This is a genomic window from Pseudonocardia kujensis (assembly GCF_021283305.1).
Classification (GTDB): domain Bacteria; phylum Actinomycetota; class Actinomycetes; order Mycobacteriales; family Pseudonocardiaceae; genus Pseudonocardia; species Pseudonocardia kujensis.
This window is the reverse complement of sequence record NZ_JAJSOK010000024.1, coordinates 1-16363: the sequence shown is the minus strand read 5'-3', so window position 1 is coordinate 16363 and position 16363 is coordinate 1. Positions and strand designations below refer to the sequence as shown.

The following is a 16363-nucleotide window of genomic DNA, read 5'->3' as shown; positions in this document are numbered from 1 at the left end:
CACCCTGCCTCGCTCCTGTGACCAGCGGATGCGTCGGGTGGACGAGGAGTTATCCACAGGACTCGCCCGAGTCTTCCACCGATGTAGTACCGCATGTCCGCGGATTTATCCACAGGGACATCCCCAGATGTGTCCACACGCGGACTTGCGGACCTGTCGGCCCGAGCTATTAGCGTTTCCGGCATCGCCCGACGAGCGGATCTCCCGGGCGACAACGTGGAGGCATGAATGAGTCCGGAGCTGTGGGTGTCGCTCGCAGTGGGTGTGGTTCCGACCGTCGGCACGGTTCTCGTGGCGTGGATCAACCGTGGTCGTCGCACACGTCGAGGAGAGGCCGATTCTGAAGCCTGAGTTCGTCCCTCAGCGTCTTAGAGGCTTGTACGACAGCGACAACTAGGGCGACGTCGTCAGGTTCGCTCGGACGCTTGCTAGAGTCGTCCTCTCGTGCAACTGCTTGAGGCCGAAATGGAGTTTCTACGTGCCGCGAGTCCCACACCGATTGATCAACTCAGTGGTCTTCATCTACGGCTCTGAAGAGGCTTCATACGCGGGCGCCTCGGCTGGCGGAACGGGCTTCCTTACTTCAGTACCCTTCGAGATGTCCGGCATCGGTCAGCTGTACGCGCATCTCTACCTGGTAACTAACTCCCATGTCGCGGCTCATGAGTCGTCCGTGGCAGTGAGGATCAACGCTAAGGATGGCGGCGCAGAGGTCTTCACGATCCCCGGGGACATGTGGCTCCATCATCCCGACGGAGACGATATTGCAGCCGTCTCAATGGAGAGTCTCAGTCGGGATAGCTACCAACTGTCGGACGTGCCCTTCAACCTCTATATGACGCAGGAGCAGCGAGATAACGGCACGTTCGGGGCTGGCGACGAATGCTTCGTGGTCGGACGAAATGTTGGGCTAGAGGGCCAGGAATTTAATACTCCGGCATGTCGCTTCGGAGCGGTTTCCATCATGCGCCCAGACAAGATCTACCAGCCGCGCAGGGCACACGCTCAGGATAGTATCGTCGTGGAGGCCAAGTCGCTCGGCGGATACTCAGGTGCGCCAGTCTTCATTTACCAGTCACCAGGAATTTCGGAACCCACTGGGGGCTTTATGGAGAACTGGCCGGTAGTCGTAAACAGCTACATGTGGAGCGGATTCGCGCTGCTCGGAATCACGTGGGGGCATGCGAACGGACGAACCCCCGTCGAGGGCCCTTGGCTCGATCTCACGCAAAGCGAGAAAGACTTGGTTGTGAACTCGGGCATGATGTTGGTCGTGCCAGCGTGGAAGATTGCAGACCTACTCAATCAAGACGTATTCGTCGAAGAACGACGACGCACCGAAGCCAAGTACGTCAAGGTTGCCGAGCAGGAGAGCTACCCCTAGTCCCTGCGACGCAGAACTGCTGGACTGTCGCTGTCCTCCATCGGGTCGTCCTCGACCACTTCACCCTCGATGATCTGGTGGCTGGGCTCGCCGTCGGGGTTCACCAGGATGCCGCTAAGCAGCTCGCCGAGCTGACTACCCGCGTTCACATCGACCGTGGCGGTGGCCTTACCCATGAACTGGTCCACGAGGTACTTGCCCGCATCCACACGCACCGAGGCAGGCACGTTCGGCTTGCCGTTGTCGTCGCGGCTGTCGTCCGTCATCACTGCATGGATCGTGCGCAAGGCGTCTGCGGCGAAGGTGCCCAGCTCATCAGCCATGAGCTGCCGCAGGCGTCGCTGACGTTCGGCCTGCAGTGCAGGGGTGAGCCACGACGGACGAGTGCCCCCGAAGTTGCCGTTCTTGTCCCTCGGCCGTCCTCGGGCCAGCTCCTCATCGTCCCACTTTTCGAGTGGCTTATAGAGCATGGCTATCTCGGCGGAGATATCACCTTTCGCCGCCTTCGACTTAGCCCGACGGCGCGCGTTGTGCCGGTCCATCTCCTCGCGACTCTTAGACATCGGACTTCCTTACTGATTGTGAATGCGTAGGCTGACTTGTTTCCGCAGATGAGTCAATGTGTGTGGCAGCTGTGTAGGCGCGCGTCTGCTTCCAGTAGCAATTCTTCGCCGAGAATGGGCCGGAGCGATCACGACGGGCGAGCACGGTGCCGTGTGGCCGGGTGCCGTAGCCGCCCATGTCCTGCACAAAGTTGGCGAAGGACTCGCGCCATCGATCAGCCACGACCACACCCCGCCCGCCGTAGCGCGCGTAGTTCGGGTGGCCCGGGTCGTGACACCAGCTGTTGATCGCTACCCACATGCGCCACTCGAACGAGTCCCGCTGCATGCGCACGACAGGCCTACGGGTGGGCTTGAACCTGCGACGGCGGCTAGCCATTGCTGGGCTCCCCCGGTAGGGCCCGCGGAAAAGGCGACACAGGCCCTACCGGAGGCATGGCGCGTGCCGCAGCGGCTCGACACGCGTAGATCGTGGAGCGCCTGACAACGTCCCGAAGCGTCCGTGCGCGAGCGAGGGGGTCGTGACCACACCCCGCCCTGTCGAGCGCGTCAGGGACGAAGCCAGGAGCCACCTCGGTCAGCCCTGCCTGTTCCCGCGACGCAGCTCCTTGAGCAGGGTGTCCTGCTCGGCGTCGATCTGCGCCTTGGACAGCCGCGGGCCTCGGTGGGCCGGACGACGGTTCGCGTACTCGGCGAGCTTGGCTCCGAGGGTGGTGGCCCCGTTCATCGTCAGCGGGAACCGCTCGAACTGGGCTTCCTGATAGTCGGACGCGGTCATTGCTTCGACGTCGGTCAGGCGCTGCTCAGAGGCTTCGATGCCGCGGTGCCACTTCGTGAGCTTGTCGAAGTCTGCACGAACGTCGCGGAGCCACTTGCGGACATCATCAGCGGGCCGTCGCCCGTTGCGCACGTCGTCGGTCGCCTGGGCCACCGCGTCGCGAAACTCACCGACAGCAGCGAGGACTTCCTCATGGTTGCGGTCCCGCTCAGCGATGCCCTTCTCGTAGCCCGAGCGCTTGCGGTTGCTCCACTCGGTGTCGATCTCCTCGATGGCCGTCTCGATGCGTCGGCGAGCGGTGTCGTTCAGGTCCTCGTCCTCGAGCAGCTGCCGCATGTCGGCGATGCGGGGCGAGAACATGCCCGGGTGATCAGTCATCGCGCGCTCCTGAAGGCCGAGAACCTCTCGCGTGCCTGCTGCGCCTTCTCCCCCTCGGTCTTGCTGAACCGCTCCTGCCGGGCCTCCTCCTCAGTCACCAGCCGTTCCAGCTCGTTGACCGCGTGATAGAGGGCGTCGAGCGCGGACTGTCGCTCGTTGCTGTCAGCTCGTGTGTGAGCCACGGTTCTCTCCTTGGTCGGTCTGCCGCGCCAGCAACGCCTCGGCGGTCAGGATGCGCACGACTTCTTGGAAGGTCACCGACCACATCGCAGCCAGAACCCGCATCTCGGTCTCGGAGTCCTGCCAGAACCGAACTCGGACCGGATCACCGAGCTTCGAGACCTTTCCTCGCGCACCCATCGACTTCACCGCCTTCACGTAATCGCTGACCAGCAGTTTCTAAAGTGCTGACCAGCGATATTCGCAGGGCCTTATTGAGGATGGCAAGGAGCGATTCATCGCCCCATGTGAAACTGGCAGGCGGCTATTGCGACCACACCCCGCCTACCGGGCGAGCAACATCGGCAGATACCGCACCCTCGACCACCGGCTGTCATTTCGCCCGTGCGCGTCCCAAGCAGGGCAGGGGTGGCGACGCCTGCACGAGCGTCGTTGGTCGCGTCAGGGTTGATCTGAGACAGGGCTACGTCGACCGTGGGCGCGCTCATCGGGCGTCACCCGCGCCTCTCGTGTGCCGGGCGTCTATGGCACGAGCTCGCCGCCTGTCCTCGGCCTCTTCTTCCTCGCGGATCTCGCGGTAGAAGGCCTGCAGGGGATGCTCGCCCATGCCCACGGGCAGGCCGTACTCCGAGGGCTTGCTGTCGCGCGGATGCGGCCGCATCTCACGCGGCGCAGGCGACAGGTCCTTCCACTTGTCGGCGTTCTCGTCGGACGCGGAAGTGGTGTCAGGAGAATTCGACACGAGAGTTCCTTACTGATTCGATGTGCGTAGGGCGGCTGTCCGCCCCTGGTAGTCAGCTGTGTGATTTCAGTGTGTGGCGCACGTATTTGCCGAGTTCGTCGTTGCACGTGCACATCTGGTCCGTCCCCGCGACAATGTGCGAGTCGCAGAGCATGAGCAGCACGAGCGCTGGGCCGATCGGATAGACCGCCGGCCAGACCGTGGTGTTGGCGCTCGGCTTAGAGCCGCACCAGTCGCAGGCGTCCTGCGATCGCTCAGCGGCTGTCAGCCAGCACGACGAGCACATGAGGTGGCCCGGCAGACTCGCCATGCCGAAACAGAGTTGTGGGGTCGGCAGGTGACCGCAGGAGGTCCAGTCGTGTTCGAGGACCGGGCCTCTCGGTCGGGTAGCCGGGGCAACGATCTCGCCCTCTGGCAAGCCCCTGAACCAGGTCCAGAGAACCCGGCTGCTGTACGGGATCCGCGGGATACGGGCATCGCCAGCAGCCGTCGAGATGCGCCCGGCCTCCTCGAACGCGGCGAGGGCCTGATCGTGCATGGCGGTGGTCATCGGTTGGTCTCCTTACTGAGGAACGGGTCGTAGCGCTGCGGGTGCATCGAGAGGTGTCTCTCTCGCTTCTTGAGGTTCGCGGCAGCGGGTCGGGCATAGCTTCGGTAGCAGTCACGACCGGGTAGGGCACGGCAACGCTTCGAGGGGCAGCGGCGCTGGAGGGCCCGCTCGTAAAGGTTGGTCACGACAGGCACACTCCTGTTCTTAGAAGTCGCAGTCAGACACGACTCAGCTGCGATCGGTCCACACCTCGCCGATTCAGGTGGGCGATCTCGGGGCAAGTGGGCTCGTGGTACTCGGTGCGCTGGACCCACTTCTTGTAGCTGGCCTCTCGATAGACCTTGCCCTCCCAGACGATGTCTTCGAGCGGAGCGTTCTTGTCGAACTCCCATTCGACGGTCACGTCAGTCGAGCCGCAGTCAGAACAAACCCAGCGCCGCGCATCCTGGACGAGGTACTCCGGAACTGCCGTGTTCATCGCCTTCTCGTAAGCGGAATTATTCATGGCGTTCCTTCCGTTATCGGGGCCTGACATAAACGCTACGTCTCGTCGCCAGTGCGTCCCTAATTCGAGGGCCTGCCACCGCTTGAAATGCAGTGAAATTGCCAGAAGACGACCCTGGTGCGACGACGTGCGACGCAAGGCGCGACATTCATTTCCGCACGTCAGCGTTGCTACGACAGGCGCGACAGGTACGACGACGACGCGCACCCACACGCAGCGGCTTGGCCTCACGCGTAATATCCGCGAGGAGAAACTGATGATAATGATTATCAATAACGTTACTGCCCACTGTGGACTGCTCATTCGTTCGTTCGTTCGCACCCGCGTCGGGCCTGTCGGACCTGTCGCACGTTGCCTGAACAGGCCAAACAGGCGTCGCACCACCCCGTCGCGCGTGTCGCGCCTTACACGAGTCGATAGCACTTCGTCGTGCTGCCGTTCACGGGATGCTTGCGGTTGAAACGCTTGATCAGGCCCGCGCGGCGCAGGTCTTCGAGCGCAGCCTCTGCATAGTCTCGCAGCGACGCTGTCAGCGCAGACTTCAGCAGCCAGCTCTCAGTACGTGGTTCGGCCTTGATCTTCTCAAGCAGCTTGTCCCTGGCCCGCTTGAGCTGTAGGTCGTCCTTCGCCCCCTCGCTGATCGCCGCGCGCTGTCCGGCCCTCAGAGCCGCGCCCTCGGCCTTCTTCGCGAGCTGCGCCACATGGTAGGCGTGCGCCTGCTCCCGGACGTTGTCCGAGTGGGCCAGGATCTGCCCTGACAGGTGCCAGTCCTCGTCGTTCACGGCGTCGGTGCGGCCGTCCATGAACATCAGCACGGCGGCGACCTTCAGACGGCCCAGGATGCGGTGCGAGTCGATGCTGGGGTCCAACCCCTTGCCCCGCCGCATGTAGTCGCGAACCACGATCTTGGCGACGAAGTCCGGCATATCGATCAGGCGGAAGTCGCTGACCGACGGCTCCCGTGCGAAGTCGGGTCCTCGATCGACGATGTCGGGCCGTTTCCACACCCACGGCTCCATCGTGCGGGTCCTCGGCTCCTCAGCGTCCATCGGCAGCCGGGCGTCGAACCAGAGGAATCGCTGCGGAAAGCCGCTCTCCTCCTGTTCCAGCAGGACGTCGGTCAAGCCGGGCTGGACGCCGATGTGCAAGCCCAGTCTGTAGGTGTGGGCAGGGATGATGACGCGCTTCGTCGGGTCCGCGTTCGCCGCGCCGAGCATGCCGCCCGCCCAGGCTGTGTTGAGCTCGCCGAGCAACGTCGACTCCGGCCGCTTGAGGTTGGCCCGAAACTTGCTGACCTCATCGACGGCGAAGATCATCGAGTCCGTGTGGTAGATCGCTTCGTCCTTGCCCGGCGTCACGTAGCTGCGGGCGATGCCCTGGCCGGTGCTGACGGGCGCCTGTAGCGGCTCGAACGGCAACGGCACGGCTCGCTTCGAGGCAGAGCCGGACGACGTCTTGCCCCCACCACTCGGGCCGACCAGGGCGACGAAGAGGTTCAGACCGCCGAAGTCAGCGACGACGTCCTTGAGCACGTAGCAGGGCGGGATGTTGGCCGCGAAGCGCAGGAGGGTGTGGCCCAACAGCGCCCATGGAGGGAGAAGCCGCTCGGCCGCGTACTTGCGGATGTGCGCGAGGATCGGCCGGCTGTCCCAGAACTCGTTGGACGGCACCTGCGGTAGGCCCTCGCGCTCGGCCTCGGCGTAGATGCGCTCGACGTCCTTGCGCACCCAGTCCTCGTCACCCTTGCACCACGGCTGATCGAGGATCAGCGCGACGGTCGCCTCCTGCGGGGCGTTCGCCTTGTAGCACTCACGGCCGACGGCGAGGTGGGCCTCATTGCGCTTGCCCTGCTCGGTTCCGCCCCACAGCACCAACGCGCGTTGCACGCCGGGGATGCTGCGTAGCTGGTCCTCAGTCATCGCCTGCGCGCTCTGCGTGCGCGTGCCCTGTCGTCGCTTGGGCGTGACGGGGGCTGTCGCCAGGGACGCGATCAGCGCTTCCAGTTCGTCGAGCGTCCAACGCTTGCCCTCGGCCTTGACCACACGCACCCGGCGAGGAGCGGCGTCATCGTCACGGCGACGAGCGGGCAGGCCCTCGGCCCAGTACGACTTCCAGTTCCAGCTCTCGGGCGCGCGGAGCAGCGCGTTCGCTTCGTACTTGAGCGCGACACCCGAGCCGGGCTGCCAGTCGGCAACAGCCTTGGCGAGCGCTTCGGTCAGCCGGTCAGCGGTCTCACTGTCGACGGGCTCATCGAGCAGGACGTGAACGTGGGTGTGGTCCTCGGTCCCGCTCAGCACGATCACCGCGTCGAGCTTGTCGAGCAGTTCCTGGTCGGCCGCAGGCTCGTCCAGCTCGAACGACAGCGTCCAGATGTCGGCTGCGTTGTGGCGGGTTCGAGACTCGTCCTCGCGGAGCGCGGTGCACAGGTACACGTCCCAGCGCTGTCGCTGCATCTCGTCGATCGCTCGACGGGCCTGCTCGCGCTCGTCGGGCCATGCGAAGGTACGCGGCTTCCACGGGCGCTTGTGGCCCTTGACCTTTGGTCCATGGCCGAACTCGACGGCGAGATAGCCAGGCCCCGGGCCAAGCACCGTGTCGAGGAAGTCGTCGAGCGGTTCACGCACGTTGCGGAAGTCGAGGACGAGGCTGTCGGGCAGTTCGCTCACGACTCACCCCGCGCAGCGCGACGACGCAGAATCTCGGCTCCGATGACGACCTCGCCCGACGGCCGCAGGCGGTACCACCTCTCGGGGTCGATCGGCCTACGCATTGCTGATGTGTTGGACGACCCTCCGTCCGAGGTAGCGGCTGTTGTGTGCCCGTTGTGTGGCTGCACACCCAGGTACTTGAGCAGCGCGGCTGTCGGAATCTTGAACCGCTTGCCGATCTTCAGGACGGGGATGTCATCGAACGGCCACTCGTCGTTCTTGACCATCTGGTAGGCACGGCCACGCGAAACTCCGATGGCCTTGCCCGCAGTCGGGATGTCGATGGCCGGCGGGAGAGCCAGCAGCTCCTCCATCGTCATCGGCTGTTGCTTCGGCATGTCTGCCCCTCATGTGTGTTGTCGTAACACCCATGTTGTATCAGGGCGTCATTGACAGTGACAACCCGTAGTGCGTGGTACGGAAACACACACGAGAGTGGTACAGTTACACACATGACGAAGTCGAAATCCGTAGGTCAGGTGGTGGGCGAGCGCTTGGCTCGTCGCCGAGTCGACCAGAGCGGGCAGACCCAGGGCGATGCCGCGCAGCACGTCCGCCTTGCCGGCCTGAACTGGACGCGCGATCACGTCGCCTCGCTGGAGACCGGCCGTCGCGAGTCCCTGTCGCTCGAAGAGCTGCTGCTCCTGTCGTCGGCGTACGACATGAAGTTGGCCGACTGGTTCGAGGGCGACGGCGAGGTGCGATTGACCCCCGAGATCACCGTCAGCCGGTCCGACCTTCGGGCTGCGCTCGGACGCGGAAAGCCCCTCGCCCGCCAGCTCGTCGTGGACTTCACGAACGTGCCCGACGTCGACCGCACCGAGGCGTTGGTCGCTCACCGGCTCGGCGCCGAAGCACCGGTCGTACAGCAAGCCGCACAACAGCTCTGGGGCCGCTCGTTCGCCGAGGAACGAGACCACCGCCTGGGCAACGTCGGAGACCCGCAACGCGCACGCACGCTCAGAGCAGGGATGACCAAGCGCATGACGCGCGAGATCGAGGAAACCGTCCGGGAGCTGTCGTGAGTAGCCGTGGGTCGACCTACAAACGCTGCGGCTGCACTGTCGTGGTGGACGGCAAGCGCCGTCAGCTCGGCTCGAAGTGTCCGAAGCTCAAGCGCCCTGGCGGGGGTTGGAACCCGAAGCACGGCACGTGGACGTTCAAGATCTACGTCGAGGGCGCGCTCGGGAAGACGGAACGCGTCGTTAGGGGCAAGTTCGCCACACAAGGCGAAGCCCAGGCCGCGATGGACGATCTCAAGGCGAAGGCTGCTCGGGGTGTGGTCGTCACTCATCGGCTCACGGTCGGGCAGTTCCTCGCCGAGTGGATCGACGCCAAGACCGACGTGAAAGAGGGCACGGCGCACTCGTATCGACGGCACATCCAGCTGTACTTCGAACCCTTGATCGGTCACATCTTGCTGGCGGATCTCCGGGTGCATCACGTCGCCGCAATGCTCGCTGAGGTCGGCAAGGTGCCCGGCGCACGAGGGGGCGGTCCTGCCACACGCCAGCGCGTACGGGCGTCGCTGAGAACGGCCCTGGGCGACGCTGTGCGACAGGGGCTCATCACCGTCAACCCCGCAGCCCTGGTCAAGCTCGAAAGCGGTAAGCGACCGAAGGCCCTCATCTGGACCGAGCAGCGAGTCGAGCGGTGGCAGGCCGAGGTCGACAAGCTCACGAAGAACGGCAAGATCACAAAGCGCGCACGTCAGCAGGTCCCCACACCCAGTCCGGTCATGGTGTGGACCGCCGATCAGCTAGGTCAGTTCCTCGACCATGCGGCATCCGATCGTCTGTATGCGCTCTGGCACCTCATCGCCTTCCGCGGATTGCGACGAGGCGAAGCCTGCGGACTCGAATGGCCCGAGGTCGATCTCAAGCGCGGGACCATCGCCATTGTTCGAGAGCGCATCGTCGTCGGTGGTCGGGTAGTCGAGGACACGCCGAAGTCGGACGCGGGGGATCGTTCGATCGCACTGGACGAGGGGACGGTGGAGGCCCTGCGAGCCCATCGCAAGAAGCAGCTCGTCGACCGCATGATGTGGGGCGACGCCTGGGTCGAGTCCGGCAAGGTCTTCACTCGTGAGGACGGTTCACCCCTGCACCCGAACGACGTCACGGACCAGTTCCAGGACGACCTCATCATCGGGGCTGGGCTGCCACCGATCAGGCTGCACGATCTTCGCCACGGCGCTGCCTCGCTGATGATGGCTGCGGGTGTGGACCTGAAGATCATCCAGGAGACGCTGGGCCACTCGAACATCGCGCTCACGGCGAACACCTACACGAGAATCTTCCCCGAGGTGGCGACCGCCGCAGCCGAAGCCACGGCGGCCGTCGTACCCCGCGCTCGTCGTGACGCTTAAAGCTTCCAGGACTTGATGCAGTCGAGCACCTTGCCCAGGACGACGACGAGCAGGTTCGCCCGCTCACGCTTGGCGGTTGCCAGCGCGAACTTCTGGATCTCCTCGTCGCTCACACCCTGACGGCGCAGGCTCCAAGCGACGAAGTTGATCTCCATCAGCTTCCTCAGAATCCCGGCGATAATCGCCAAGAGCCCGAAGGCAGCGACGAACCCCAGCATCGGAACGATCGTCATGCTTTCCTCATTCGCATCCGACCATGTGCTGCACCCTCCGCCGGCTGGGGCGACGGACGATGTCCTGCCTGCGAGATCGGGGTCGGCTCGACTTCCGTAGTCCGGGTCGGCCCCACTGGTCCCTGAAGACCCTTGCCCGGTCGGTCCCGCACCCCGACCGGCCCGATCTCCGTCGGTCAGCTGCTTCCCCGGCAGCCGCGTCCGCAGATCGGCGATCTCCTTCTCGAAGTCCTCGATGGACGAGAAGGAGCGGTACACGCTCGGCGAAGCGCAGGTACGCCACCTCGTCGAGCTCCTTCAGCGAGTCCTCAACGGCTCAGGACCCTGTGAAGTCCCCACCTCGCGGACATCACGCCCAAAGAGTAGCAGAGGGTGACGATCACGCGCATATCACGGCGTCGACCACACCCCCGGGTGACGGCCCAGCGCGTCCGCAGGGTCGACTGCGCGTATTCGCGAGGGTGATGACATGGGCGCGAACGCGCAGAGGCCCTCAGGACGCGTCGTCGGGACCTTCGAACCCCTCGAACCAAACCGCTGGGTCCGGTGGCTCCGCAAGACCCATTCGCTCAAGGTCCTCGTCGGTCAATACCTCTAGGCCGAGACCTCGCGTGTGGGCGTCGAGCCGTTCCTCGAAGTCGTCTAGCCGGGCGAGGACCTTGGCGAGTTCATCGGCAACGTGGTGGCAGAAGTCCACGTCATGCAGATACGGAGCCCTGTCCCGCATGAAGCGATGCACGAGATAGTTGCGGGTATCAACGGCAGTGTCTGCCTCAGCCTTGAGCTCGTCCGGAAGATCGAGCACGCCGACAAGCCGGCCCATGGTCTGAGCGTCCCAGGACGCAACCTTCGCCATGCCCTGGTCGAGCGTCACGCCCTTCTTCAGCCGCAGAGCCAGGATGCTCCAGAACGTCATCTCGAGCAGCTGAAACCGCATCACCGTCTCGCCGAAGGCTCCCATGACCAGGAAGCGAGCCTCGTCCTGCTCGCTCGGGACAGTCTCGGTCACAGGGCCACCTTCCACGCGCGCGAGGCGCACTCCCGGGATCACAACGGACACACACTGTCGTAGTTGCAGTTCGTCCAGGATATGAGAGATCCCCCGGCAAGCGTTCTACCAGGGGATTTGTGGAGCCGCCTTGGGGAGTCGAACCCCAGACCTACGCATTACGAGTGCGTCGCTCTAACCGACTGAGCTAAGGCGGCGTGGTGCGACATCAGTCTACCCACCGTCCCGAGACCGGCGACCGGACCCCCACCCCGCCCCCCGGTCGGGTCGTCTTCGCAGCTCAGGTGTGCGCCGGGCCGGGCGTCGCGATGCTCCGACCAGGACGACGGTCGGCACGGACATGCGGATCGGGGACGTGCTGGTCGCGGAGGGGCGAATCAACGCGGAGCAGGGGGACCGGGCGGTCGAGGCGTCCGCACGCAACGGGGCGCGGACCGGGCGGTGCTGGTCGCCGCCGGGTTGGTGAAGCGGACCGAGCTGTACCGGCTGCTGGCGCGGACGTGGGAGTGCGGGTACGTCGACCTCGCAGACACCGGCATCGACCGCGACCTGCTCGACGGCCTCGACCCGCAGGAGCTCGGGGCCGGGGCGGACCTGCTGGGCCTCAGGTTCGCCTACCCGCCGCTGCCGACCCTGCTCGCCGGCGTGCTGCCCGGCGGCGGCATCGCGCCGAGCATCGTCGCGGCCCTCTTCGTCGGGGTCACCCTGCACCTCACGGGGGAGCAGCTGCTACGGCGGGGATTCGACCTGATGACGGTCGCGGGGCTGGTCCTGCCCGTGTTCGCCGTGGCGTACGCGGCGAGCCAGTCAGTGCCCGGGATCGCGGCGCCCGCTTTGCTGGCCGTGGCGCTGCACGGGTTCGTGTGGTTCGTCGTCGACGGCGACACCGACGCGGGCTCCACCTGCGGCCTCGCCCTCGCCGCCTGCTTCCTCTTCGCCCCGGTCGCGATCTTCTCCGCGCTCGCGCTCGGGACCGCAGTTCCGCACGACCCGCCCGCCGTGGTCAGGCTCGCGCGTCATTGCGACGGCGGGCCGACGGTCCACGGCTCCTCCTCGGGTCGGGAGGAGCAGAGCGGGCAGGGCCGATCAGCCCTGCTGCAGCGCGGTCATCATCGCCTCCACCGCGATCCGCGGCTTCACGTTGAGCTCGAGGGCCTCGCGGCAGGCGAGCACGGCCTCGAGGCGGCGCAGGGTGGACTCGGGGCTCCACTCGCGGGCGGCCTGGCGGATGTCCGACTCGCGGTCGGGGTTGCCGAGCGCGACGACCGCGGCCGTGCCGGCCACCAGCACGTCCCGGTAGAAGCCGGCGAGGTCGACGAGCGCCCGGTCCAGGGCGTCGCGCTGGGTGCGGGTGTTGCGCGACTTCTGCCGGCGCTCCAGCTCGCGCTCGGCGGCCTTGGCACCGCGGGCGGCGGCGGCTGCGCCCTTGCCGGTGCCGCCGGCACCCATCGCGACGGCGAGCTCCTCGCGCTCGGCCGCGTCGCGGGCGCCACTGACGTCGGCTGCCTCGGCCTCCGCGGAGCGGACGAGCGCGTCGGCGAAGGCGAACGCGTCCCCCAGGTGGCGCAGCCGCAGCGGGACGCCGAGCACACGCTCGCGCCGCTCCCGTGCCTCCGGGTCGCGGGCGAGCCGCCGGGCCCGGCCGACATGTCCACCGGAGACCGAGGCCGCCCACCGCGCCTGCTCGGGCTCGATGCCGTCCCGCTCCACGAGCACCTCGGCGATCGCCTCCGGCACCGGCGTGCGCAAGGCGACGACGCGGCACCGGGAGCGGATCGTGATCGGCACGTCCTCGGGGTGGTCCGACGGCGCACAGAGCAGGAACACGGTCTGGTCCGCGGGCTCCTCCACCGCCTTGAGCAGCGCGTTCGCCGCGCCCTCGGTGAGCCGGTCCGCGTCGGTGATGACCAGGATCTGCCAGGCGCCGGTGGACGGGCGGCGCGCGGCGAGCTGCACGAGGTTGCGCATCTCCGCGACCGAGATCGACAACCCCTCGGGCACGACCTCCCGGACGTCGGCATGGGTGCCCGCGAGCACGGTGTGGCAGGCCTGGCACTCGCCGCAGCCGCCCGTGGGGCACTGCAGCGCGGCGGCGAAGGCGCGCGCGGCGTTGGAGCGGCCGGAGCCGGGCGGGCCGGTGAACAGCCAGGCGTGCGTCATCGCCGACGGCGTGGACGCGGCGGTGCTCAGCTCCTCGACCGCGGCGGGCTGCCCGACGACGTCCCGCCAGACACCCGCGCTCACGGCTCGACCGTGGGCCGGGGGATGTCCTCGGGCTGCTCAGGGGCCTCCGGCAGCGAAGGTGTGACCCCGGTCAGGATGCGCGCGGCGACCTCCTCCGGCGCCCCGTCGGCGTCGACCACCACGTAGTGCTGGGGCTCGGCCGCGACCAGGCCCGCCAACAGCCGCTGTACCCGGACGTGCTCCTCGCCGGCGACGCCGCCGGGTCCCGCGCTGGCGCCCTCGCGGTCGAGCAGGACGGTGATGTCCGGGCGGAGCCGGCCGGTGGCCCAGGCGGCGAGGCGCTCCAGCTCACCGCGCTCGAGCTCGGCGTCCATCCGGTCCGCGGCGACGCCGAACTGCGCGATCGGGCTGACCATGAACCGGTCCATGACGACGACCGCGCCCTCGTCGAGCGCCGGGCGGATCACCCGCTCGACCAGGTCCGCCCGGATCGCGGCCGCGGCCAGGGCCTTCGCCCGGGCGCCGGCCAGGTGGGCCTCGCGGGTGGCGGCCGCCCAGCGCAGCTCGTCCCGCTCGCCGTCGTCGGGTTCGACGACGACGTGCCCGCGGTCGCGCAGCGCGCGTGCGAGCCGCTCGGCCTGGTCGGCGGCCTCCTCCGGGGTGGCGCCCTCGACCGCGACGAGGGTGCCGGAGCCGCGGCGGACCTCGCCCTGGCGCAGCGCCGAGACGAGGTCGCCCAGCAGCGGCTCGAGGCGGCGCTCGTCCATCTGCCGGTAGGCCAGCGTGCCGATGACGGCGGCGACGAGACCGCCGCCGGCCAGCACGAACCGCGTGCCGTCGACCGTGAAGTGCCAGCCGAACAGGTCGACCGCCCGGGTGCTGACCAGCCCGACCAGCACCGGGACCAGCGACATCGAGCCGAGCAGCACCAGCCGGACCAGGGACTGGACGAACGCGACGATCCGGCCGCGGATGTCGTCCGACACCTGGGAGCCGATGATCGTGAGCCCGGTGAGGAAGGCGATGCCGGCGAACCCGCCCACCAGGGCCACGGCGAGGAGCGCCATGAACAGGTGCCCGGACACCGCGACGACGATCAGCGCGACGCCCGCGCCCACGATCGCCGTGCCGAACAGCCGGTTGTGCGGGAGCCGGTGCGCGAGCCGCGGTGCCACCGCCATGCCGAGCGCGAGGCCGACGAACACCGCGGTGAACAGCACGGAGTACGCCGCGTCGCCGCCGCCGAGGCTGGCCGCGTAGAGCTTGGCCGAGGCGATGACCGCGCCACCGGCGGCGAAGGCGCCGATGATGCCGAGCACCAGGCCGCGGATCAGGGGCGTGGTCGCGACGTAGGCGAACCCCTCGCGGAGCAGCGTCAGCAGGCCCGGCTGCTCCTCGGAGTCCCGCGGTCCGGACCGCCCGGAGATCTCCTTGATCCCGAACCAGACGACCGTGGCGGAGAGGAGGAACGCGCACCCGTCGAGCACCAGCGCGATGTAGACCGTGGTCAGCGCGTCCTGCTCCGGCAGCAGGTGCTGGATGCTGGAGATCACCGCGAACAGACCGGACGCGACCAGCACCGAGATGCCGTAGGTGAGGACGAGGCCGAGCTGGTTCGCCGTCTCCACCTGGTCCTTGCGGCGGAGCAGGTTCGGGACCGACGCGTCCTTCGCCGGGATCCAGAACATCGCGCACAGCTCGATGAGGAACGTGGCCGCGAACAGCCACCACAGCGAGCCGACGATCGGGATCGACACGAACAGGCAGAACCGCAACACGTCGCACGTGACCATCACGCGGCGCCGGTCGAAGCGGTCCGCCAGCGCGCCGGCGATCGGGCCGAGCAGCAGCGCCGGCAGCAGCTTGGTGGCGACCACGCCGCCGAGCGCGAAGCTCTGCGCCGCGTACCCGCTGGTCAGCTGGGTGGCGAGCGAGGTGAGCGCGAGCAGGCTCAACCACTCGCCGGTGGCGGTGAACGCCGTGACGGTCCAGAGCCTGCGGAAGGCGGGGATGGCCAGGACGCTGCGCACGCGGTGCGCCGTGGGTGCCGGGTTGGCCGTACCCGCCAGACTGCCGGGAACGCTCTCCGAGCCGATCGCGGGTCACCTCCCTCGCGTGCGACGCCCGCCGATCCTCGCTCGACCGGGCTGGTCGACGGCGGGCCGCGCGCGAGCCGGGCCTGCCCCTGTCGTCGTCCTCAGGGTAGACGGGCGCACCGACAGGACGGCGCGGGCTCCGTGCGGGCGGTCTCAGGGGTTCATCAGCGCGACGATCAGCTGGACGAGGATCAGCAGGTAGACACCCACGAAGACGAGCGTGAACGCGCGGGATCCGACACGCCCGCGCAGCCGCCGCGAGAGCCCGACGATCTGCGGGTCGGGGCGGACGGGCGGGCGGTGCTCGATCCCGTCGACCACCGCACCTCGCCGTCGGTCGCGAGGTGGCGCGGACGGGGCCGCCGGCGAGCGGGTGAAGGCGCGGAACAGCAGCGGGTCGACCAGCGGGGCGGGCTCGGGCTCCGGGGTGGCCCGGCCCAGGTCGAGGGCGTGCGCCTCGGTGGGGACGGGAGGGGGGCCGGGGACGGGAGGGCCGGGGACGGGGAGGCCGAGCGGGGGTGCGGCCGGGGCCTCGCTCCGCGGCGCGGGAACCGACTCGACGGTCCGGCCCGTCGGGTCGGCGGGCTCGGGCACCCTGGTTCCCGACGTGGCGACGTCGGCGGGGCGCGGGCGGGTGGGACGGCGGCGGCCCGTCTGCCAGGGCGTCTCCGGCGGGGTGCGCTGC

At 67.6% G+C, this 16363-nt stretch carries 16 protein-coding genes, 1 tRNA gene and 2 pseudogenes; 3 read left to right on the top strand and 16 right to left on the bottom strand.

What is annotated here, in order from left to right; all coding sequences use genetic code 11:
- Nucleotides 1-511: 511 nt before the first annotated feature.
- Nucleotides 512-1384, top strand: coding sequence for a trypsin-like peptidase domain-containing protein (locus LWC35_RS18240; RefSeq protein ID WP_232871353.1), 873 nt, complete (start codon nt 512-514; stop codon nt 1382-1384).
- Here LWC35_RS18240 and LWC35_RS18235 read toward each other — a convergent pair.
- The 9 genes from LWC35_RS18235 to LWC35_RS18195 all read right to left on the bottom strand — a co-directional run bounded on the left by LWC35_RS18235 (nt 1381) and on the right by LWC35_RS18195 (nt 8126).
- Nucleotides 1381-1947: a hypothetical protein gene (locus LWC35_RS18235; RefSeq protein ID WP_232871352.1), complete on the bottom strand. Its 567-nt coding sequence runs from the start codon at nt 1945-1947 to the stop codon at nt 1381-1383. The two genes, LWC35_RS18240 and LWC35_RS18235, sit on opposite strands and share 4 nt — an antisense overlap.
- Before the next feature lie 577 nt (nt 1948-2524).
- Nucleotides 2525-3103, bottom strand: a complete 579-nt coding sequence (locus LWC35_RS18230) for a hypothetical protein (RefSeq protein WP_232871351.1) — start codon at nt 3101-3103, stop codon at nt 2525-2527.
- On the bottom strand, nt 3100-3285 hold the full coding sequence (locus tag LWC35_RS18225) for a hypothetical protein (RefSeq protein ID WP_232871350.1): 186 nt from the start codon (nt 3283-3285) through the stop codon (nt 3100-3102). The genes LWC35_RS18230 and LWC35_RS18225 overlap by 4 nt, the downstream gene beginning before the upstream one ends.
- Nucleotides 3266-3481: a hypothetical protein gene (locus LWC35_RS18220; protein ID WP_232871349.1), complete on the bottom strand. Its 216-nt coding sequence runs from the start codon at nt 3479-3481 to the stop codon at nt 3266-3268. The genes LWC35_RS18225 and LWC35_RS18220 overlap by 20 nt, the downstream gene beginning before the upstream one ends.
- 286 nt (nt 3482-3767) lie before the next feature.
- Entirely contained in the window at nt 3768-4025 is a 258-nt protein-coding gene (locus LWC35_RS18215) for a hypothetical protein (RefSeq protein WP_232871348.1), read from the bottom strand.
- A gap of 52 nt (nt 4026-4077) precedes the next feature.
- Complete coding sequence (locus LWC35_RS18210) at nt 4078-4575, bottom strand: hypothetical protein (protein ID WP_232871347.1); 498 nt, start codon at nt 4573-4575, stop codon at nt 4078-4080.
- Nucleotides 4576-4792: 217 nt separating this feature from the next.
- A complete protein-coding gene (locus tag LWC35_RS18205) occupies nt 4793-5080 on the bottom strand; it encodes a hypothetical protein (RefSeq protein ID WP_232871346.1) in 288 nt (95 codons plus the stop codon).
- A gap of 404 nt (nt 5081-5484) precedes the next feature.
- Nucleotides 5485-7746 carry a hypothetical protein gene (locus LWC35_RS18200; RefSeq protein ID WP_232871345.1) on the bottom strand — a complete coding sequence of 754 codons (2262 nt, stop codon included), beginning with the start codon at nt 7744-7746 and terminating at the stop codon, nt 5485-5487.
- A complete protein-coding gene (locus LWC35_RS18195) occupies nt 7743-8126 on the bottom strand; it encodes a hypothetical protein (protein ID WP_232871344.1) in 384 nt (127 codons plus the stop codon). The genes LWC35_RS18200 and LWC35_RS18195 overlap by 4 nt, the downstream gene beginning before the upstream one ends.
- Before the next feature lie 114 nt (nt 8127-8240).
- Here LWC35_RS18195 and LWC35_RS18190 point away from each other — a divergent pair, with 114 nt between their 5' ends.
- Complete coding sequence (locus LWC35_RS18190; RefSeq protein WP_232871343.1) at nt 8241-8813, top strand: hypothetical protein; 573 nt, start codon at nt 8241-8243, stop codon at nt 8811-8813.
- 44 nt (nt 8814-8857) lie between these two features.
- Entirely contained in the window at nt 8858-10156 is a 1299-nt protein-coding gene (locus LWC35_RS40350) for a site-specific integrase (protein WP_232871342.1), read from the top strand.
- Here LWC35_RS40350 and LWC35_RS18180 read toward each other — a convergent pair.
- From LWC35_RS18180 to LWC35_RS18150, 7 genes and pseudogenes are all read right to left on the bottom strand, one after another.
- A complete protein-coding gene (locus tag LWC35_RS18180; protein ID WP_232871427.1) occupies nt 10153-10389 on the bottom strand; it encodes a hypothetical protein in 237 nt (78 codons plus the stop codon). The genes LWC35_RS40350 and LWC35_RS18180 overlap by 4 nt on opposite strands.
- Nucleotides 10390-10586: 197 nt before the next feature.
- A pseudogene (locus LWC35_RS18175) lies at nt 10587-10690 on the bottom strand (transcriptional regulator NrdR); the annotation flags it as partial.
- Between the two features lie 192 nt (nt 10691-10882).
- Nucleotides 10883-11398, bottom strand: a complete 516-nt coding sequence (locus LWC35_RS18170; protein WP_232871341.1) for a hypothetical protein — start codon at nt 11396-11398, stop codon at nt 10883-10885.
- A gap of 120 nt (nt 11399-11518) precedes the next feature.
- Nucleotides 11519-11595 (bottom strand) — tRNA-Thr (locus tag LWC35_RS18165).
- A gap of 889 nt (nt 11596-12484) precedes the next feature.
- Nucleotides 12485-13642: a DNA polymerase III subunit delta' gene (locus LWC35_RS18160; RefSeq protein WP_232871340.1), complete on the bottom strand. Its 1158-nt coding sequence runs from the start codon at nt 13640-13642 to the stop codon at nt 12485-12487.
- The gene (locus LWC35_RS18155) at nt 13639-15612 is read right to left on the bottom strand and encodes an MFS transporter (RefSeq protein ID WP_232871339.1); all 1974 of its coding nucleotides are present in this window, start codon (nt 15610-15612) and stop codon (nt 13639-13641) included. The genes LWC35_RS18160 and LWC35_RS18155 overlap by 4 nt, the downstream gene beginning before the upstream one ends.
- 219 nt (nt 15613-15831) lie before the next feature.
- A pseudogene (locus tag LWC35_RS18150) lies at nt 15832-16363 on the bottom strand (hypothetical protein); the annotation flags it as partial.